General features: G+C 72.8%; 21 protein-coding genes. 13 read left to right on the plus strand and 8 right to left on the minus strand.

The features are described 5' to 3' along the window. Positions 1-8 precede the first annotated feature (8 nt). Together AB0D44_RS06200 and AB0D44_RS06205 are read left to right on the plus strand one after the other, a co-directional pair. The gene (locus tag AB0D44_RS06200; protein WP_362585113.1) at positions 9-1,262 is read left to right on the plus strand and encodes a glycosyl hydrolase; all 1,254 of its coding nucleotides are present in this window, start codon (positions 9-11) and stop codon (positions 1,260-1,262) included. 204 nt (positions 1,263-1,466) lie between these two features. Next, on the plus strand, positions 1,467-3,539 hold the full coding sequence (locus AB0D44_RS06205; protein ID WP_362585116.1) for an endo-beta-N-acetylglucosaminidase: 2,073 nt from the start codon (positions 1,467-1,469) through the stop codon (positions 3,537-3,539). Between the two features lie 9 nt (positions 3,540-3,548). On the opposite strand, the gene AB0D44_RS06210 is transcribed toward AB0D44_RS06205, so the two are convergent. After that, complete coding sequence (locus AB0D44_RS06210; RefSeq protein ID WP_362585119.1) at positions 3,549-4,961, minus strand: HAMP domain-containing sensor histidine kinase; 1,413 nt, start codon at positions 4,959-4,961, stop codon at positions 3,549-3,551. Between the two features lie 12 nt (positions 4,962-4,973). After that, positions 4,974-5,687, minus strand: coding sequence for a response regulator transcription factor (locus tag AB0D44_RS06215; RefSeq protein ID WP_362585122.1), 714 nt, complete (start codon positions 5,685-5,687; stop codon positions 4,974-4,976). 264 nt (positions 5,688-5,951) lie between these two features. On the opposite strand from AB0D44_RS06215, the gene AB0D44_RS06220 reads away from it, so the two are divergent. From AB0D44_RS06220 to AB0D44_RS06255, 8 genes are all read left to right on the plus strand, one after another. Continuing rightward, the gene (locus AB0D44_RS06220) at positions 5,952-6,737 is read left to right on the plus strand and encodes an amino acid ABC transporter ATP-binding protein (protein WP_362585125.1); all 786 of its coding nucleotides are present in this window, start codon (positions 5,952-5,954) and stop codon (positions 6,735-6,737) included. 118 nt (positions 6,738-6,855) lie between these two features. Continuing rightward, entirely contained in the window at positions 6,856-7,710 is an 855-nt protein-coding gene (locus AB0D44_RS06225) for a glutamate ABC transporter substrate-binding protein (protein ID WP_362585128.1), read from the plus strand. An 84-nt stretch (positions 7,711-7,794) separates the two neighbouring features. Then, entirely contained in the window at positions 7,795-8,469 is a 675-nt protein-coding gene (locus AB0D44_RS06230; protein WP_362585131.1) for an amino acid ABC transporter permease, read from the plus strand. Further along, the gene (locus AB0D44_RS06235) at positions 8,466-9,359 is read left to right on the plus strand and encodes an amino acid ABC transporter permease (protein ID WP_362585133.1); all 894 of its coding nucleotides are present in this window, start codon (positions 8,466-8,468) and stop codon (positions 9,357-9,359) included. Before AB0D44_RS06230 ends, AB0D44_RS06235 begins: the two co-directional genes overlap by 4 nt. Positions 9,360-9,513: 154 nt before the next feature. Next, a complete protein-coding gene (locus AB0D44_RS06240; protein ID WP_362585135.1) occupies positions 9,514-11,094 on the plus strand; it encodes an FAD-dependent monooxygenase in 1,581 nt (526 codons plus the stop codon). A gap of 32 nt (positions 11,095-11,126) precedes the next feature. Beyond that, positions 11,127-11,213: a putative leader peptide gene (locus AB0D44_RS06245; protein WP_311318651.1), complete on the plus strand. Its 87-nt coding sequence runs from the start codon at positions 11,127-11,129 to the stop codon at positions 11,211-11,213. Between the two features lie 78 nt (positions 11,214-11,291). Further along, positions 11,292-11,894 carry a cysteine dioxygenase gene (locus AB0D44_RS06250; RefSeq protein ID WP_362585137.1) on the plus strand — a complete coding sequence of 201 codons (603 nt, stop codon included), beginning with the start codon at positions 11,292-11,294 and terminating at the stop codon, positions 11,892-11,894. Then, positions 11,891-12,280 (plus strand): rhodanese-like domain-containing protein, encoded by a 390-nt coding sequence (locus AB0D44_RS06255; protein ID WP_362585140.1) that lies wholly within the window; start codon positions 11,891-11,893, stop codon positions 12,278-12,280. The genes AB0D44_RS06250 and AB0D44_RS06255 overlap by 4 nt, the downstream gene beginning before the upstream one ends. Positions 12,281-12,302: 22 nt before the next feature. Here AB0D44_RS06255 and recX read toward each other — a convergent pair whose 3' ends face one another. Together recX and recA are read right to left on the minus strand one after the other, a co-directional pair. Next, positions 12,303-12,866 carry a recombination regulator RecX gene (gene recX / locus AB0D44_RS06260; protein WP_362585143.1) on the minus strand — a complete coding sequence of 188 codons (564 nt, stop codon included), beginning with the start codon at positions 12,864-12,866 and terminating at the stop codon, positions 12,303-12,305. A 3-nt stretch (positions 12,867-12,869) separates the two neighbouring features. Next, positions 12,870-13,982 carry a recombinase RecA gene (gene recA, locus AB0D44_RS06265; RefSeq protein WP_362585146.1) on the minus strand — a complete coding sequence of 371 codons (1,113 nt, stop codon included), beginning with the start codon at positions 13,980-13,982 and terminating at the stop codon, positions 12,870-12,872. 189 nt (positions 13,983-14,171) lie between these two features. Here recA and AB0D44_RS06270 point away from each other — a divergent pair, with 189 nt between their 5' ends. Then, the gene (locus tag AB0D44_RS06270) at positions 14,172-14,789 is read left to right on the plus strand and encodes a GNAT family N-acetyltransferase (protein WP_362585149.1); all 618 of its coding nucleotides are present in this window, start codon (positions 14,172-14,174) and stop codon (positions 14,787-14,789) included. 47 nt (positions 14,790-14,836) lie between these two features. After that, the gene (locus tag AB0D44_RS06275; protein WP_362585152.1) at positions 14,837-15,592 is read left to right on the plus strand and encodes a Clp protease N-terminal domain-containing protein; all 756 of its coding nucleotides are present in this window, start codon (positions 14,837-14,839) and stop codon (positions 15,590-15,592) included. On the opposite strand, the gene AB0D44_RS06280 is transcribed toward AB0D44_RS06275, so the two are convergent. Continuing rightward, positions 15,546-16,634 carry an AI-2E family transporter gene (locus tag AB0D44_RS06280; RefSeq protein WP_362585182.1) on the minus strand — a complete coding sequence of 363 codons (1,089 nt, stop codon included), beginning with the start codon at positions 16,632-16,634 and terminating at the stop codon, positions 15,546-15,548. The genes AB0D44_RS06275 and AB0D44_RS06280 overlap by 47 nt on opposite strands. A gap of 422 nt (positions 16,635-17,056) precedes the next feature. Then, complete coding sequence (locus AB0D44_RS06285) at positions 17,057-17,251, minus strand: DUF3046 domain-containing protein (RefSeq protein ID WP_030033419.1); 195 nt, start codon at positions 17,249-17,251, stop codon at positions 17,057-17,059. Between the two features lie 81 nt (positions 17,252-17,332). Here AB0D44_RS06285 and AB0D44_RS06290 point away from each other — a divergent pair, with 81 nt between their 5' ends. Further along, on the plus strand, positions 17,333-18,289 hold the full coding sequence (locus AB0D44_RS06290) for a hypothetical protein (protein WP_362585155.1): 957 nt from the start codon (positions 17,333-17,335) through the stop codon (positions 18,287-18,289). Here the strand turns inward: AB0D44_RS06290 and AB0D44_RS06295 are convergent. Continuing rightward, complete coding sequence (locus AB0D44_RS06295; RefSeq protein WP_362585158.1) at positions 18,258-18,566, minus strand: AzlD domain-containing protein; 309 nt, start codon at positions 18,564-18,566, stop codon at positions 18,258-18,260. The two genes, AB0D44_RS06290 and AB0D44_RS06295, sit on opposite strands and share 32 nt — an antisense overlap. Continuing rightward, complete coding sequence (locus AB0D44_RS06300; protein ID WP_362585161.1) at positions 18,563-19,270, minus strand: AzlC family ABC transporter permease; 708 nt, start codon at positions 19,268-19,270, stop codon at positions 18,563-18,565. The genes AB0D44_RS06295 and AB0D44_RS06300 overlap by 4 nt, the downstream gene beginning before the upstream one ends. Between the last annotated feature and the right edge of the window lie 216 nt (positions 19,271-19,486).

Genomic DNA, 19,486 nt, shown 5'->3' on the forward strand with positions numbered 1-19,486 from the left:
GACGCCCAGTGCACGCAGACGCACCCCGTTTCGGTGCCAACTACACCCCGGCCCGCGGCTGGTTCCACCACTGGTTGGACTTCGACCTCGACGAGGTCGCGGCCGATCTCGACTCGCTCGCCGCACTCGGGCTGGACCACGTCCGCGTGTTCCCGCTGTGGCCGGTGTTCCAGCCGAACCGGACGCTCATCCGCCCCCGCGCGGTGGAGCAGCTCGTCGCGCTCGCCGACGCGGCCGCCGCACGCGGGCTCGACGTCGCCGTGGACGGGTTGCAGGGGCACCTGTCGAGCTTCGACTTCCTGCCCGCCTGGACCAGGACCTGGCACCGGCGCAGCCTCTTCACCGACCCGGACGTGGTCCGCGCCCAGGAGGAGTACCTGCGCACCCTGGCCGGAGCCCTCGCGGACCGGCCCAACTTCCTGGGCATGACCGTCGGCAACGAGGTCAACCAGTTCTCCGACGCCCCCCACCCCGACCCCGACCGGATCAGCCGGGACCAGGCCGCCCGCTGGCTGGAGCGGATGCTCGCCGCCTGCGAGCAGGGCGCGCCGGGGCGCCTGCACCTGCACGCCGCGTACGACGCCGCCTGGTACCGGGACGGCCATCCGTTCACCGTCGCACAGGCGGCCCGGCTGGGCGCGGCGACCGCGGTGCACTCCTGGGTGTTCAACGGCACCGCGCAGCGCCACGGCCCGACGGGGACGGCCACCGAGCACCACGCCGCGTACCTGATCGAGCTGTCCAAGGCCTGGGCGCTGGACCCGCACCGCCCGGTGTGGCTCCAGGAGGTCGGCGCCCCCGCTCCGTTCATCGCGCCGGAGCGGGCGGCCGCCTTCACCGAGGCCACCGTGGCCAACGCGCTGGACTGCCCGGACCTGTGGGGGGTGACCTGGTGGTGCTCGCACGACGTGTCGCGGGAGCTCGCGGACTTCCCGGAGCTGGAGTACGGCCTCGGCCTCCTCACCAACGACCGCCGCACCAAACCCGCCGGAGCCGCCCTCGCCCGGATCACCGCGGCGTGGCGGGGGCGCGGGCACCGTCCGGCCGTACGGTCCACCGCGCTGGTGGTGGACGTCGGCGGGGCCGACGCGGCTCCGCGGCGCTCGGTGTGCGCCCCCGGCGGCGCGTTCTTCGAGGCGTGGGCGGCGCTCACCGCGGAGGGGGTCCGGCCCGCGGTGGTGCTGGCCGAGCTCGCCGAGGACCCCGCGCACCTGTCCGCGCGCGGCATCACCGAGGTGCTGCGCGTCCCCGACCCGAGCTGACGCCCACCCGGAGGAACCCGCATGTCCGAGAGCGATGCCTTACGGCGCGACCCGGCGCGACGCGAACCGGAACGACAGGACCCGGTAGGACAGGACCCGGAACGACAGGACCCGGTACGACACGGAGCCGTACGACACGAAGCGGTACGACATGAGGCGGTACGCCCGACCCGCCGCACGGTCCTGGCGGCCGGTGCGGGGGCCATGGCCCTGCCGGCCGGGCCCGCTCCGGCCCCGGCACCCACTGCGGCCCCGGCCCCGGCACCACCCCTCCCGGAGGCCGCCAGGACCACGCCGACGGGCCCGCCCACCGCGGACGCCCCCGCCGGCCTGGCGCCGTACGCCTCCTACTGGTTCCCCGATTCCCTCCCCGCGGGCGTCCCCGGCCCCGGGATCGTGTGGCGCTCGCTCAAGGCCTGGACCCCGCACAGCGACCCCGATCTCGCCCACAACACCGCGACCGTGCCGCTCGCGCCGCGCTTCACCCCCGTGCCGCCGCACCGCGGCGCCCGCACGGACCAGGCCCGCATCGCCTCCCTCGTCTCGTTCGGACCCACCGCGCAGAACCCCTCGCAGGGCTCGGCCACCGCCGACTACTACGCGCTGACGCACTGGGCGTACATCGACGAGCTGGTCTTCTGGGGCGGCTCCTCCGGCGAGGGCATCGTGCTCGCCCCGAACGCGCCCGTGGTCGACGCCGCCCACCGCAACGGCGTCCGGGTCCTGGGCAACGTCTTCCTGCCGCCCGCGGCCTACGGCGGCGACCTCCGCTGGACCCGCGACCTGGTCCAGCGAGACGCCCTCGGCCGCTTCCCGATCGCCGAGCAGCTGGTGCGGGTGGCGTGCGCGTACGGCTTCGACGGCTGGTTCGTCAATGCCGAGACCGAGGGCGGCGACAGCGAACTCGCCTCCCTGATGCGCCGGTTCCTGCGCGCTCTGCGGGCGGCCGGCGCACCCCACGGCCTGCGCATCACGTGGTACGACGCCATGAACACCACCGGCCGCGTCGGCTGGCAGGGCGCGCTCAACGAGCTCAACCAGGAGTTCTTCGAGGACCGCTCCGGCAGGGTCGCGGACACGATGTTCGTGGACTTCCGCTGGACCCCGCAGACCCTGGCCGACTCCGGGGCGCTCGCGGACCGGCTGGGCCGTTCCCGCCACGAGCTGTGGGCAGCCGTGGACACCGAGTCCCGCGGCTGGGATTCCCCCGTCCGCTGGGACGCGATCATCCCGCGCGAGGGCGGCCACGTCGTCAGCTACGGCTTCTACCGGCCCGAGTGGACCCTGGGCCACCTCACCGACCGCTCCCCCGGCGCTTTCCACCGCGCCGACGACCGGTTCTGGACGGGCAGGTCCCTCAATCCCTCCCGCCCGGACCCCGAGGACCCCTGGCGAGCCCCCGCCACGGCCGTCGCCGACCGGGCCACGGTCGCCTCGCTGCCGTTCGCCTGTTCCTTCAACACCGGGCACGGGGAGCGCTGGTACGAGGAGGGCGAGGCCGTCTCCGACACCCCGTGGAACCACCTCGGGCTCCAGGACCGGCTGCCGGGCCGCCGCTGGGTCGTGGACACCGCGGGGGCCCGGCCCGCGGTGACCCTGGACTTCGCGCGTGCCTGGCGCGGCGGCTCCAGCCTGCTCGTCGCCGGTCGGCTCACCGGCCCGGCCGCCGTCGGGCTGCACGCGACCCGCCTGCCCCTGTCCGGGTCCACGGTCCTGGAGCTGGTGCACGCCACCGAGGCGGGCCCGGTGGCCGTGGAGGTCGGGGTGGCCACGCGCGAGCCGGCGGCTCCGGGCGAGCCGGTCCCGTACACCTGGCTCCGGTCGCAGACCCTCGGCGCGGGGCCGGCCTGGCGCCGGGCGCGGGTCGGGCTGTCGGCGCTGGCGGGGGAGACCGCGTACGGATTTGCGGTACGGATCACGGGACTCGGGAAGAGAGCCGTGGCGTGGCGGCTCGGGGCCTTGTCGGTACGCGACACCACCGCCGGTCGGCGCCCGGCGTCTCCTGCCGCCCTGACCGTGGACGCCTCGGCCCGCCACCGCGACGCGGCCGAGGTCCGCCTGTCGTGGCGCCGGGCGGCCTGGCCGGTGCGGCACTACACGGTGTGCCGGGTGCTGCCCGACGGCGCCCGCCGCTTCCTCGGCGGCACCTGCGGCGCCGCCTTCTACCTGCCCGCCGTCCGGCAGGCGGGCCGGGAGCGGGCGGCGGTCTTCGAGGTGCGCGCCGTGGACGAGCTGTATGCGGCGTCCCTGCCGGCCCGCACCACGCTGGTCTGGTAGAAGCGCAGGTCAAGAGGTGTGCGGGTCGGTTCGCGGCACCGCCACCGTCACGCGCAGCCCGTGCGGCGGGTTCGTCTCGTACGAGAGGGACCCGCCTCCCGCGGCGAGCAGGGCCCGGGAGATCGACAGGCCGAGCCCGGAGCCCTTGACGTTCTGGTGCCGGCCGCTGCGCCAGAACCGGTCGCCGATGCGCAGCAGCTCGTCCTCGGTCAGGCCGGGGCCGCGGTCGGCGACGACCACGCGGACGGTGCGCTCGACCACCTCGACCGACACCTCGACCTCCTCACCCGTGGGGGTGAATTTCAGTGCGTTGTCGATGACGGCGTCGAGCGCGCTGGACAGGGCGATGGGGTCGGCCCAGCCGGTGACGGCGGACCGGCCCGTCCCGGTGAGCCGGACGCCCTTCTCCTCGGCGTACGGACGCCAGGCGGCGACCCGTTCGGCCGCCAGTGCCCCGATGTCGGTGAGGCTGATCTCGGCGGAGGCGTGCTCGGCCAGCGCCAGGTCCAGCAGGTCGTCCAGGACCTGGGTCAGGCGCTTGCCCTCGGCGCGCACGGAGGCGATCTCCTCGTTGCCCTCGGGGAGTTCGAGGGCGAGCAGCTCGATCCGCAGGAGCAGCGCGGCGAGCGGGTTGCGCAGCTGGTGGGAGGCGTCCGCGACGAACGCCCGCTGCTGCTCCAGTACCTCTTCGACGTTGTCGGCCATCTCGTTGAACGACCGGGCCAGGCGTTGGAGTTCCGGGGGCCCGCCGGCGGCCGCGACCCGCGAGTTCATCCGGCCGGTGGCGATGCCGTGGGCGGCCGCGTCCAGGGTCTGCACGGGCTTGAGGACCCAGCTGGTCAGGCGCAGGGCGGCGCCGAAGGCGACCAGCATGGCGGCGGCGAGCCCGCCCCCGATGAGCAGCCAGCCCTGCAGGATCCGGCCGCGCATCAGGTCGGTGGGTGACTCGGTGGCGACGACGGCGACCACGTCACCGTCGAGGACGACCGGTGAGACGACGAGGAGTTTGCCCTGGGTCTGCCAGGGCCAGACCTGGCCGGGGTCGTGGCTGCGCCGCCCGGCCAGGGCCTCCTTGAAGGCGCGCCGGCCCTCGCCGGACTCGGGGAGCTGCCACCAGCCGGGGGCGCGGGCCATGGCGTTGTCGTCGCGGTAGAAGATGCCGACGCGGATGCCGTACAGCTCCTGGTAGCGGGTGAGTTCGCGCTGGAGGGTCCCGATGCGCTCGTCGGCGCCGCTGGATCCGGAGCCCTCGGCGTTGACGACGAACTGGGCCAGCGCGGCGAAGCGGGCACTGTCGTCGATGCGGTCGACGACCACCCGCTGCTGCTGTCCGGCGGCCAGGCTCACCGCGAGCGGGAAGCCGAGCGCGAGGAGCGTGCCCGCCATCAGGACGACGAGCAGGGGGAGCAGCCTGGCGCGCACGGAGCAGGTTTCCTAGGGGGCGGTGGGGGCGGTGGGGGCGACGAGCCGGTAGCCCACCCCGCGGACGGTCTCGATGAGAGCGGGCATGTGCAGCTTGGAGCGCAGCGAGGCGACGTGGACCTCCAGGGTCCGCCCGGTCCCCTCCCAGCTCGTGCGCCACACCTCGCTGATGATCTGCTCGCGGCGGAAGACGACACCGGGCCGCTGCGCGAGCAGGGCCAGCAGGTCGAACTCCTTGCGGGTGAGCGGCACATCGGCGCCGTCCACGCTGACCCGGCGGGTGGGCAGCTCGATGCTGACGGAGCCGAGCCGGACGGTGGCGGGCGTCCCGGTGCCGGTGGCGGCGGCCTCCTCGGAGGCGCCGGTGCGCCGGGCGACCGCGTGGATGCGGGCCAGGAGCTCACCGGTGTCGTAGGGCTTGACGACGTAGTCGTCGGCACCCATGTTCAGGCCGTGGATGCGGGAGCGCACGTCGCCCCGCGCGGTCACCATGATGACGGGCGTGGCGGTGCGCTTGCGGATCTTGCCGCACACCTCGTAGCCGTCCTGGTCGGGCAGTCCGAGGTCGAGCAGGACGACGCCGAACGGCGGGGCTCCGGCGGGCAGCAGGGCCTGGAGGGCCTCCTCGCCGTTGCGGGCGTGGGTGACCTGGAAGCCGTGCCGGGTGAGGATCGCGGACAGGGCGGCGGCGACGTGGTCGTCGTCCTCGACGAGCAGCAGTCTCATGTCGTCCCCCCTCTCCTTCTCTCGGTCTTCGGCGTCTTGGTTCAGGGCCACCCTGCATCCACGCCGATGCGGACCCCCACGTCAAGGGGGTACCGGCCCGGCGCGTCTTCCGTTATCCACCCGGTACGAGCCGATCGGCGTGGCGCACGGAGCGTATCCGGGTGAGGCCGGATCGTTATGCTCAATTCTCCCTCAGATGTGATGACGCTGTGGATGCGTCGTCACTACTGTCCTCCCAACCGAGGAGGACGGAGCAAGAAGCCGATGAGCGGAGTATCAGTGACCAAGGACGTGCAGGACGCGGCCGGTGCCGCGGACGACCTGGTCGTGCTGAGCAACGTCAACAAGCACTTCGGCGCGCTGCACGTGCTTCAGGACATCGATCTGAGCATTGCCCGCGGTGAGGTCGTCGTGGTGATCGGTCCTTCGGGATCGGGCAAGTCCACGCTGTGCCGGACCATCAACCGGTTGGAAACCATCGACTCGGGCACCATCACGCTCGACGGCAAGGAGCTGCCCTCGGAGGGCAGGGAACTCGCCCGGCTGCGTGCCGACGTCGGCATGGTCTTCCAGTCGTTCAACCTCTTCGCGCACAAGACGGTGCTCCAGAACGTCATGCTGGGCCAGCTCAAGGTCCGCAAGGCGGACCAGGCGGCCGCCCACGCCAAGGCGGTGGCCCTGCTGGACCGGGTGGGCGTCGGCTCGCAGGCCGACAAGTACCCGGCGCAGCTCTCCGGCGGCCAGCAGCAGCGCGTGGCGATCGCCCGCGCGCTGGCGATGGAGCCGAAGGTGATGCTGTTCGACGAGCCGACCTCGGCGCTCGACCCGGAGATGATCAACGAGGTGCTGGAGGTCATGCAGCAGCTCGCCCGCGAGGGGATGACCATGGTGGTCGTCACGCACGAGATGGGCTTCGCCCGCTCTGCGGCCAATCGGGTCGTCTTCATGGCCGACGGAAAGATCGTCGAAGAGGCCGCGCCCGAGCAGTTCTTCAGCAACCCGCGCAGCGACCGGGCCAAGGACTTCCTGTCGAAGATCCTCCACCACTGAGGCTCCGGTCTGGTAGTCATCCGGTGACGGACCACCGCGGGGCCGCTTCGGCCGGCCGCGCGGGCGGCCGTACGCGTCGCTCGTCGTTCAACAACGTCTCATCCGAGGGAAGTTCACCATGAAGATCTCCAAGGCCGTTGCGGCCGCGGCCGCAGCCGTCGCTCTCGCCCTGACCGCGACCGCCTGTGGCGGCAGCGGCGACAAGGCCGCCAGTGACGGCGGTGCGTCCGGTGACGCCAAGAAGGACAAGATCGTCATCGGCATCAAGTTCGACCAGCCGGGTCTGGGCCTCAAGACCCCGGACGGCAAGTTCGCGGGCTTCGACGTCGACGTCGCCACCTACGTGGCCAAGGAGCTCGGCTACGAGCCGAACCAGATCGAGTTCAAGCAGGCCGTCAGTGCCGAGCGCGAGAACCTGATCGCGAACGGCGACGTGAAGCTGGTCGTCGCCACGTACACGATCAACGACAAGCGCAAGGCCAAGGTCGACTTCGCCGGCCCGTACTTCCTGGCCCACCAGGACCTGCTGGTCCGCGCCGACGACAACTCGATCACCAAGGCCGAGGACCTCAACAAGAAGAAGCTCTGCTCGGTCTCCGGCTCCACCTCCGCGCAGAACGTCAAGACCAAGCTGGCCCCCGAGGCCGACCTCCAGGAGTACCCGGGCTACTCCGAGTGCCTGACCGGCCTGGAGAACAAGGCCGTGGACGCGCTGACCACGGACGGTTCGATCCTCGCCGGCTACGCCGCGCAGGAGAAGAACAAGGGCAAGTTCAAGCTGGTCGGCCTGAAGCTGAGCGACGAGCCCTACGGCATCGGCCTGAAGAAGGGCGACAAGGACCTCCAGACCAAGGTCAACGCCGCGCTCAAGAAGATGGTCGAGGACGGCTCCTGGCAGAAGGCCGTGGACAAGAACCTCGGCCCCGCCGGGTACCAGGCCGACCCCGCGCCGCAGATCACCGAAGGCAGCTGATTCATCGGTGAGGGGGCCGCGCCGCCCGCCCACGTCGGGCAGCGGCCCCCCTCACCGGCCATCCTGGGGAGAGCGCAGGGCAACGTGTTCGACTTTCTTACTTCCGGGCAGTACGACGTGCTCGGAGCCTTCTGGGTGACGGTTCAGCTCACCCTCTACTCGGCCGTCGGATCCCTGATCTGGGGTGTGGCGCTGGCCGGGATGCGGGTCAGTCCGGTCCCGCTGATGCGGGCCTTCGGCACCGCGTACGTCAACACCGTGCGCAACACGCCGCTGACCCTGCTGATCCTCGGCTGCTCGCTGGGCCTGTACCAGACCCTGAGCATCACGCTCGGCGGGGACGGCTCCAAGGACGTCGGCTTCCGCCTCGCGATCCTGGGTCTGATCGCCTACACCGGCACGTTCGTCTGCGAGGCGCTGCGCTCGGGCATCAACACGGTGCCCGTGGGACAGGCCGAGGCGGCCCGCGCGCTGGGGCTGAGCTTCTTCCAGGTGCTCACCCTGGTCGTGCTTCCCCAGGCCTTCCGGGCGGTCATCGCGCCGCTCACCAACGTACTGATCGCCCTCACCAAGAACACCACGGTGGCGGCGACCATCGGCGTGGCCGAGGCGGCCCTGCTGATGAAGGAAATGCTGGAGAACGAGGCGGACGCGCTCTTCGCGGTGTTCGCGGTCTTCGCTCTCGGCTTCGTCCTGCTGACCCTGCCCACCGGCCTGCTGCTGGGCTGGGTGGCCAAGCGAGTGGCGGTGAAGCGATGACCTCCGTTCTGTACGACACCCCCGGCCCCAAGGCCAAGATCCGCAACTGGATCTACACCGCGGTCTTCGTGGTGCTCGTGGGCCTGGCCCTGTGGTGGATCCTCGACCGCATGGCCGACAAGAACCAGCTCGAGGCCGCCAAATGGTCCCCGTTCATCACGGACGGCCAGATCTGGACGACGTTCCTGCTGCCCGGCCTCGGTGAGACCCTCAAGGCCGGCGTGATCGCGATGGTGATCGCGCTGCCGCTCGGCGCCCTCCTCGGCATCGCCCGGCTCTCGGACCACGCCTGGGTGCGCGTCCCGGTCGGCACGGTCGTGGAGTTCTTCCGCGCCATCCCGGTCCTGATGCTGATGATCTTCAGCTCCGCGCTGTACGTCATGCTCGGCACGGTCAGCTCCGACGTGCGGCCGCTGTACGCGGTGGTCACCGGTCTCGTCCTCTACAACGCCTCGGTGATCGCCGAGATCGTCCGGGCCGGCATCCTGTCCCTGCCCCGCGGCCAGACCGACGCGGCCAAGGCGATCGGCATGCGCAAGGGCCAGATCATGACGTACGTCCTGGTCCCGCAGGCCGTTACGGCGATGCTGCCCGCCCTGGTCAGCCAGCTCGTGGTGATCCTCAAGGACACGGCGCTCGGCGGCGCCGTCCTCGGCTTCGCCGACCTGATGTCGATGAACCGGCAGATCTCCGCCAACTACAGCAACACCATCGCGACCATGGTCGTGATCGCCGTGCTGTACATCGCGGTGAACTTCGCCCTGACCACCTTCGCCTCCTGGCTGGAGAAGCGTCTGCGGAAGTCGAAGAAGGGCACCGGCGCCGTGGTGGAGGGCGACGTGGCCGAGGTCGACGCGGGCGGCGCGGCCGGCGTGGGCAAGGCTCCCTGACGCCCGGTCAGTACACTGGCGTGACACGTGTGGTGCGGCGGAACTCTTTCCGCCGCACCACACGGCGTTGTCGCCGCCTGCGTCACTTGACGCAGGCACCTCCAGTGGGTTGCATACGTTCTGTGATCACATACCGGACATCGGGAGCCGCGCCATGGACCCGGTGATCGTCGTCGGCGCGGGGCCCGTCGGGCTGTCCACGGCCCTTGCCCTGGCCGGCCAGGGCGTGCCCTGCGTCGTGCTGGACGAAGGGCCCGGCAAGGACGAACCGCGCCCGGCCCGCACCGTCGTCCTGCACGCCGACACGGCGGCCATGGCGCACCGGCTGGGCTGTGCGACGCTGCGGGACGAGGGGGCGTACTTCGCCGCCTGGCGCACCATGCGGCGCAGCCGTCCCGCCCAGCGGATCACGTTCGACGACGGCCCCGCCCCGCTGCACCTGCCGCAGCACGCCCTGACGCGCGGCCTGCGCGACGCGGCCGCCGCGCACCCGCTCGTGCAGCTGGTCACCGACAGCAAGCTGGACTCCCTGGAACAGGACGACCGGGGGGTCACCGCACACACCCGCGGCGCGGAGACCACGTGGTGGCGCGGAAGTTACCTGGTCGGCTGCGACGGCGCCCGCTCCACCGTCCGCAAGCTGCTCGGCATCCGCTTCCCGGGCCGCACCGCCGTGGAACGGCACGCCGTCGCCGCCCTGCGCACCGAACTGCCCTGGCCCGGTGAGGCGTTGCTGCACCGCAGCCCGCCGCAGGAGGTCACCTCGCGGCCACTGCCCGACGGGGTGTGGCGGCTGGACTGGCTGCTTCCGGCCCGCGGAGAGCTCGTTACTCCCGACGCGCTGGTGACCCTCGTACGGGACACCCTCGCGGTGTGGTGCGGGGGCACGACTCCCCCGTACGACCTCCTCGACACCGGGGTCCACACGCTGCACCACCGGCTCGCGCGCCGCTGGCGCGACGGCCGCGCGTTCCTCGCCGGGGACGCCGCCCACCTGCTGGGCGCCCTCGGCACCCAGGGGGTCGAGGAGGGGCTCCGGGACGCCGAGAACCTCGCGTGGAAGCTGTCCCTGGCCTGGCACCAGGGAGCGTCCGAGGCGCTGCTCGACAGTTACGAGGGCGAACGGCGCACGGCGGTCGCGGCCCGGCTGCGCGCCGCCGACCAGGCGATGTCCGCGCTGCGGTCCGCGGGCGCCCTGCGCACGTACCTCCCCGGCTCGGCGCGGTCCGCCGAGTCCCTCCTGACCGACGGGCACCTGGGGCGGGGGGCGCTGGGCGCGGCGCCGGCGTACGCCCCACCGGTGGCCGTACGAGAGGTCCCGACGGCCACGGAACCGGGCGGTCCGGTGGCGAACGTGCCGGTGACCGCGCCGGACGGGTCGACCGTGCCGCTGCGCGACCTGCTGGGACAGGGCCGGCTGCTGGTGGTCCTGGTCGCCCCGGGCACCGGTGTCTGGGACCGGCGCCACTGGCTCGGCGCCGGGCTGATGCCCCGCCTCGCGGCCGCGGTGAGCGCGCTGCCGGTGCGCACCGATCTGCTCGTCGCGGACGGCTATCCGGGTACCCCGGCGCACACCGTGCTGCTGGTGCGCCCGGACGGGCACCTGGCGGCGACCTTCGCCGGGGTGCGTCCGGCAGAGCTGTACGAGGCGGCGGATTCGGTGCGGGCGGGCGCGCCCTCGTCCCGGGTGCCCGCGCCCTCGGCCGCCACGCCGCCGTCCGTGGTGGTCGATTGACCGCCCGCGGCGCTCGTGGTTCACTCGCGGACATGACCGGCAATGACGTGCGCCTGTGGCGGAGGGTCCACATGGACCTGCTCCGCTACGCGGGCTGCGTGTGTCGCCCTTCCTGCTGATTCGCCCTTCCCTCCGCGCGCCCCGTGCCGTCACCGGCCTGCGCGCACTTCCGCGAACCCCAGGAACGGTCCCCTTCCATGCCTGCACCGTCCGCGCAGTCTGCGCTGTCCGCACCCGTATACGCCCCGAAGCAGGCCCCCGAACAGGTCCTGCAACAGGCCCTCGAGACCGGGCCCGTACCGGCCGGGGGCCCCACGGCTGCCGAACTCCTCGACTTCGCCCTGCGTACCGCCACCGACCCCGAGATCGTGTCCTCGCTGCCGCTCGACCCGCAGGGCCGTACCTGGATCCGGCTGGACGGGCCGTCGGGCAGCGAGGCGTGGCTCATCGGCTGGCCGCCGGGCACGGGTACCGGCTGGCACGACCACGCCGAGTCGCGGGGCGCGTTCGCCACCGCCCGCGGCCGGCTCACCGAGCACTCGCTGGCCGTACGCCTGCCCGCGGAGGGCTGGCAGTCGCTGGAGCTCGCCCCCGGACTGGACCGCAGCCGCAGCCTGGGCGCGGGCACGGGGCGGGCCTTCGGGGAGCACCACGTCCACGAGGTCCTCAACGACTCCCCGGCCGAGCACGCGGTCTCGGTGCACGTGTACTACCCGCCGCTCCCCCTGATCCGGCGGTACAGCCGCAGCGGTCCGGTCCTCAGCCTGGAGCACGTCGAGCGTCCGGCGGACTGGCAGTGAGCGCCCCGGTCGGCATCGACGAGCTGCTGGAGCGGGTCCGCGCGGGCTACACCCGCCTCGATCCGCGGGAGGCGTACGCCGCTTCCCGGGCCGGAGCCCTGCTGGTGGACATCCGCTACCAGGCCCTGCGGGACCGGGACGGCCTGATCCCCGGCGCGCTGGTGGTCGAGCGCAACGAACTGGAGTGGCGCCTGGACCCCCAGGGCAGCCACCGCGCCCCCCAGGCCACCGGCCACGGGCTCCAGGTGGTGGTGATCTGCAACGAGGGCTATGCCTCCAGCCTCGCCGCGGCCTCCCTCCACGCCCTGGGTCTGCACCGCGCGACGGACCTGGCGGGCGGCTTCCAGGCCTGGAAGTCGGCCGGCCTGCCGGTGGCCGCTCCCTGACCCGCCCGGCGCCTCGACCCCCCTACCCCGGGTGGTCCAGGTCGTCGGCGTCCTCGCCCTCCGCTTCCAGGGCGCGGCGGACCACCCGCAGGGCCATGCCCTCCGGGTATCCCTTGCGGGCGAGCATCCCGGCCAGGCGCCGGATCCGCTTGTCGCGCTCCAGGCCCCGGGTGGCGCGGAGCTTGCGCTCGACGAGCTCGCGGGCGGTGTGCTCCTCCTGGTCGGAGTCCAGCTGTTCCAGGGCCTCTTCCACGAGGGTGGCGTGCACCCCCTTGGTGCGGAGCTCCTGCGCGAGGGCCCGGCGGGCCAGGCCCCGGCCGCGGTGCCGGGACTCGACCCAGGCCCCGGCGAACGCGGCGTCGTCGATCAGGCCCACCTCCTCGTACCGGGAGAGGACCTCGTGCGACACCTCCTCGGGAATGCCCCGCTTGTGCAGGGCGTCCGCGAGCTGGCGCCGGGTGCGCGGGCTGCCCGTGAGCAGGCGCAGGCAGATGGCCCGCGCCTGCTCTTCAGGGCTCTGGGGCGGCAGTTCCTGGCGGCCTTCACGGCCGCCGCGGTCCCTGCCGCCCCTTTCCTGCTCCCGCACGGGTCAGCTCTTGGCCACGGCGGCCTTGGCCGTCGTCTTTGCCTTCGAGGCGGGCGCGGGCACGGCCGCGGCATCTGCGGGCGCGGCCTCGGCAGCAGGAGCGTCAGCGGCGGCGTCCTTGCGGACCCCCACGCCCAGCTTCTCCTTGATCTTCCGCTCGATCTCGTTGGCGAGATCCGGGTTGTCCTTCAGGAAGTTGCGGGCGTTCTCCTTGCCCTGGCCGAGCTGGTCGCCCTCGTACGTGTACCAGGCGCCGGCCTTGCGCACGAAGCCGTGCTCCACGCCCATGTCGATCAGGCCGCCCTCGCGGCTGATGCCCTGGCCGTAGAGGATGTCGAACTCGGCCTGCTTGAACGGCGGCGCGACCTTGTTCTTGACGACCTTGACGCGGGTGCGGTTGCCGACCGCGTCCGTGCCGTCCTTGAGGGTCTCGATACGGCGGATGTCGAGGCGCACGGACGCGTAGAACTTCAGCGCGCGGCCACCGGTGGTGGTCTCCGGCGAGCCGAACATCACGCCGATCTTCTCGCGGAGCTGGTTGATGAAGATCGCGGTGGTCTTGGACTGGTTGAGCGCACCGGTGATCTTCCGCAGCGCCTGGCTCATCAGGCGGGCCTGCAGACCCACGTGCGAATCGCCCATCTCGCCCTCGATCTCGGCGCGCGGCACGAGGGCCGCGACGGAGTCGATGACGATCAGGTCGAGGGCACCGGAGCGGACGAGCATGTCCACGATCTCCAGCGCCTGCTCGCCGGTGTCCGGCTGCGACAGGATGAGGTTGTCGGTGTCGACGCCGAGGGCCTTCGCGTACTCGGGGTCGAGCGCGTGCTCGGCGTCCACGAAGGCCACGGTGCCGCCGGCCTTCTGCGCGTTGGCCACGGCGTGCAGGGTCAGGGTCGTCTTACCGGAGGACTCCGGCCCGTACACCTCGATCACGCGGCCGCGGGGCAGCCCGCCGACGCCGAGGGCGATGTCCAGCGCGGTCGACCCGGTGGGGATGACCTCGATGGGGTCGTTCGGCTTGTCGCCGAGGCGCATGACCGCACCCTTGCCGAATTGCCGTTCAATCTGTGCGAGCGCGGCGTCGAGAGCCTTCTCGCGGTCGGTGCCTGCCATGGGTTCCACCCGGTTTGCTTGAGTCGATCGCTTCACGCCATTGACGCTAATGCCTGCCACTGACAATGCGCCTCCACGACCGGTTCGGCTGTGGATAACTCATCAGAATGGATGTTCGATTTCCGTGTCAAGCGCACCACGCCGCCCCGCGCGACGCGCCAGGCGCGCCAGGCGTGCCATCGTGGTGCCATGGCCATCGAGGTACGCCCGGCTTCCGTCTTCGAGGACGTCCGCAGCCTGGTCGGACCCAAGTCTCCCGGAGCCAACGTCTGCTGGTGCCTGAGCTACCGGATCCCGTCCAAGCTCAACAACGATCTCCGCGGACCGGCCCGCGGCGAGTACGTCGCCGGCCTGTGCCGCAGCCGGCTCCCGCCGGGGGTGATCGCCTACGAAGGGGACGAGCCGGTCGGCTGGGCCGCCGTGGCGCCGCGCGCGGACACCTCCTTCGCGCACAGCCGCAAGATCCCGCACGTCGACGACCTGCCGGTGTGGTCCCTGTGGTGCATCCGCGTCCGCCCGGGCCACCGCAAGAAGGGGATCTCGCACGCCCTGATCGCCGGCGCGGTCGAGTTCGCCCGCGCTCACGGGGCGCCCGCGGTCGGGGCCTACCCCCTCGACAACGGCGACGCCCGGGTCGACCTGACGATGGCGTACGCCGGGCTCCGCAAGAACTTCGAGCGTGCCGGGTTCGCGCATGCCGCCGACACCACCTCCGTCCTGGCGGGCCACCCCCGCGTCCTGATGCGGCTCGACCTGGCCGGCGGCCCGGCCGCCCCGGAGTCGGGCGACCAGGCGACATCCAACTGACAACCACAGGTTGACACCCGCTCAACTGTCAACCTAGGGTTGCATCCATGACGAACCCTTCCGTGGAACCCGTTCGCATGACCAACCCGGTCCGCCTCGACGACCTCATCGAGGCCATCAAGAAGGTCCACACCGACACCCTGGAGCAGCTCAGCGGCGCCGTGGTCGCCGCCGAAGCGCTGGGGGACGTCGCCGACCACCTCATCGGCCACTTCGTCGACCAGGCCCGCCGCTCCGGCGCCTCCTGGACCGACATCGGCCGCAGCATGGGCGTCACCCGCCAGGCCGCGCAGAAGCGCTTCGTGCCCAAGCCCGACAAGGAGGGCGACGCCGCCCTCGACCCCCAGGCGGGCTTCGGCCGCTTCACCCCCCGCGCCCGCAACGTCGTCGTGGTCGCCCAGAACGAGGCCCGCGCCGCCGGAAACACCGAGATCCGCACGGAGCACCTGGTCCTCGGCCTGCTGGCCGAGCCCGAGGGCCTCGCGGCCTTCGCGCTGACCGCCCAGGGGGTCGCGGCAGACGCCGTACGCGCCGCGGCGACCGCGACCCTGCCCCCGGCGGCGGCGGACGTCCCCGACCTCATCCCCTTCGACGCGTCCGCGAAGAAGGCCCTGGAGCTCACCTTCCGCGAAGCCCTGCGCCTCGGCCACGGCTACGTGGGCACGGAGCACATCCTCCTGGCCCTCCTGGAGCTGGAGCACGGCGAGGGCCCGCTGACCGGCCTCGGCGTGGAGAAGGACGCCGTCGAGACCACCGTCACCGAAGCCTTGGCCACCGCACTCGGCGGCGAGGCCGGGAAGTAGAGGCGTCCGCGTCCCGCGTCAGCTCGTACCGCTTCACGTACGCGCCGAGGAACGCCTGCAGCGTGGCGACGGCCGGGATCGCGATGAGCGCCCCGACCGCGCCCAGCAGGGCGGTGCCCGCGATGACCGAGCCGAAGGCCACCGCCGGATGGATGTCGACGGTCTTCGAGGTCAGCTTGGGCTGCAGGACGTAGTTCTCGAACTGCTGGTAGACCACCACGAATCCGAGGACGTACAGCGCGTACCAGGGATTGACCGTGAAGGCGATCAGCATCGGCAGCGCGCCCGCCAGATAGGTGCCGATGGTGGGGATGAACTGGGAGACCAGCCCCACCCACACGGCGAGGGCGGGCGCGTACGGCACTCCGAGGACCACCAGCAGGATGTAGTGCGCGATGCCGGAGATCAGCGCCATCAGCCCGCGCGAGTAGAGGTAGCCGCCCGTCTTGGTGACGGCGATCTCCCAGGCCCGCAGCACCTCGGACTGCTTGGAGGGCGGCAGTACGGAGCACAGCGCGCGCCGCAGCCGCGGCCCGTCGGCGGCGAAGTAGAAGGAGAACAGTCCGATCGTCAGCAGCTTGAACAGCCCGCCGAGCACGGTGGCGGACACGTCGAGCACGCCGGTCGCGCTGTTCTGCACGTACTTGCGCAGCCAGTCGGAGCGCAGCAGGCTGTCCTGGATCTCCAGCCGGGACAGCTCGGTGTGGAAGGTGGCGTTGATCGAGCTGATCACCGAGTCGAGGTAGCGTGGGAAGCCCTCCACCATCTCGATGATCTGCCCCGCGAGCATCGAGCCGAGCAGCGCGAGGAAGCCGGCGGACGCGACGAACACCCCGAGGAACACCAGGAAGGTGGCGAGTCCGCGGCGCATGCCATGGGCCGCCATCCGGGAGACCGCGGGTTCGATCGCGAGCGCGAGGAAGAACGCGATCAGGATGTTGACGAGCAGCCCGATCAGCTGGTGGAAGGCCCAGCTGCCGAGCTGGAAGCATGCGACGAGGGCCAGTACGAGGACCACGGCCCGCGGCAGCCAGCGCGGCATCCGGGCCCCTTCCCCGCCGGGGGCCGCGGCGGCCGGGGGGATTCCGGCCCCCGCGGACCCGGCCTGCGGGCCCACGGCGGCGTCGGCCGGCCCGGCGGCAGGTCCGGCGGGGGCGACGGGTTCGGCGGCCGGGCTGCCGGGTCCGGCGGGTCCGGCGGGCGCTGCCTGCGAGGCGGGGCCGGCCGGCCGCGGCTGTGTCACGCCGGGGGCGTCTGTGGACTGATCGGTCGTCGTCTCATCACTGGCTGCCACGCCGCCAAGTCTGTCCCACCGGCGGCCCGTACCGCGAAAGCGCTGCCTCCCGCCCGTCCGGGGACGGTGCCCACCACGCGGAAGCGGCGGGCGCGCAAGCGGCGGGCGCGCAAGCAGTGGGCGCGCATGGTCCGCCCGCGCGGCAGGATGCGGGCCCGCCCCGCCGGGCGTCAGCGCAGCGAGGCCGGCACGTCCATCGCCGAGCAGACCGCGCGCCACACGTCCTTGGCCTCCCAGCCGGCTTCCAGCGCCTGGTGGACGGTCCGGCCGCCCAACTCCGCCATGACGTGGTCGCGCGCGAAGGAGTCGGCGTAGCCCGCTCCGAAGTGCTCGGCCATCCGCTCCCAGAAAATCGTCAACCGCATGCCCCCAGTATCCCGCCCCGGGAGAGTGCACCGGCCGCGTTCGCCCCTCTCCGCCGCTCCACCGCGTCCTACGTTGCACGCATGCCTGGAGACGAAGCTTCCCCGCCGAGCCCGCTGGCCCGCGCCGAGCAGTTCATCTGGCTCACGGCGCGGGTGCTGGAGCAGCGGCGGTTCGCGTTCCACTTCCTCGGAGGAGAAGCCGACCCGGTGGACACCGCCCTCGGCTCCTACCTCAACGACGACGGCGGCTACGGGCACGCCCTCGATCCGGACCTGCGCGGCCCGCTCAGCCAGCCCCTGCACTGCGCGCACGCGCTGCGCGTGCTGGACAGCCTGGGCCGCTGCGCCGGGCAGCGCGTGGAGCGGCTCTGCGGCCACCTGACCCGGGCCTCCACTGCGGAGGGTGCCCTTCCGGTGGTCTCGCCGGCCCCGCGCGGCTATCCGGCCGCCCCGTACCACCCGGTGTACGACGACCCGCCGGGCGAGCTGCTGACCACGGGGCCGGTGGTGGGCCTGCTGCACCGCAACCGGGTCTGGCACGCCTGGCTCTTCCGGGCCACGGACTTCTGCTGGGACCGGATCGAGAACATGCGCCAGTCCCATCCGTACGAGGTCCAGAGCGCAGTGGCCTTCCTCGACGGGGTCCCCGACCGGGCCCGCGCCGCGGCGGCCGCGGACCGGCTGGGGCGGCTGGTGCGCGAGCGGAACCTCGTGGTGCTCGATCCGTGGCGGCGCTCGCAGCACCCGTTGTCCCCCGGCTACGCGCCGGGCGAGCACCTGTACGCGTACGACGTCGCGCGCCGCCCGGAATCGCTGGCCCGCAGCTGGTTCACGGACCGGGAGATGGCCCGGGCGCTGGATTTCCTGGCCTGCGAGCAGCAGCCGGACGGCGGCTGGCCGGTGCGCCGCCGCGCCTGGGCGCCGGGCAGCTCGCTGGAGCGGCGGCCGATCGCCACGCTGGAGGCCCTGCTGACGCTGCGCGCGTACGGGCGGCTGCCCGCCGCGGTCAGCCCCCGAGGGCCCGTACCCCCGCGGTGACGAGGACGGCGGCCGCGACCACGAGCAGGAACGGCGCGCGCAGCAGCAGGGCGAGCCCGGCGGCCGCGAGCCCGGCGGCGCGGGCGTCGAGGACGAGCGCGCTGCCGCTGCTGAAGGTCTGCTGGGCGGTGAGCGCCGCGAGCAGCGCGACGGGCAGCAGGGCGGCGAGCCGGCGCACGAGGGGCCGTTCCAGGGCCCCGGCGGGGACGAGCAGTCCGGCGAGCTTGACGGCGTAGCAGCCGAGGACGGTCAGGGCGATGGCGATCCACACGTTCACGAGCGGCGTCCCTTCATCCACAGCACGGCGGGCGCGGCCAGCGCGGCGATCAGCACGGGCACCCCGGCGGGCAGCACGGGCAGGAATCCCAGCCCGAGGACGAGCGCGAGGGCGGCGACGGCCCGCTCGGTGGCGGTCTTGAGCATCGGCGCGAGGAGGGCGAGGAACACGGCGGGTCCGGCTGCGTCCAGCCCCCACGCGGCGGTGTCACCGATCGCCTCGGCACCCAGCGCCCCGAGCAGGGTGGTGAGGTTCCACAGGACGTAGAGGCTGAGCCCGGTGACGGTGAAGCCGAGCCGGGCGGACCTGCGGTCGGGCTGGGCCAGCGCGACGGCGGTGGTCTCGTCGATGACCCAGTGCGCGGCGAGCGGCCGTACGGCGCGCGGCAGCGCGAGCAGCTGCGACAGCCGCAGCCCGTAGAAGGCGTTACGCGTGCCGAGGAAGAAGGCCCCGGCGGCGGCGGTGAACGGATTGCCGCCGGCCGCCAGTGCCCCGACCAGCGCGAACTGCGAGGCGCCGGTGAAGACGAGCAGGCTCAGCACGCAGGCCTGCAGCACGCTGATCCCGGCGCCCGCGGCGGTCACGCCGAACGCGAAGCCGGACAGGCCGACGGCGACCCCCACCCCGAGTGCGTCGCGTACGACGGCGGCGCGCGGCCGCCCGGGTGCCGTCGGGGTCTCCCGCGTACCTGCCCCTGTGATCATGCGCTGTTCTCCCACGCCCCGACGCTATGCGGGGCGCGGCTGAGCCGTCTTGTACGTTCTTGCGCGCCCGGCACCGTGGCCCCGTGCACTGATCGTCGGCGGCCGGCCGGCGGCCCGTGGACTAGGGGGTGTCTGACGGAGGTCCGCGGCGTCGCGGTGCCCGGCACGCACTCTCGCCGCACCGGCCGAAAGCCCAAGTACGTCCAGTACGGGGGC

Source organism: Streptomyces sp. NPDC048349, assembly GCF_040651925.1.
In the GTDB taxonomy this organism is placed as follows: domain Bacteria; phylum Actinomycetota; class Actinomycetes; order Streptomycetales; family Streptomycetaceae; genus Streptomyces.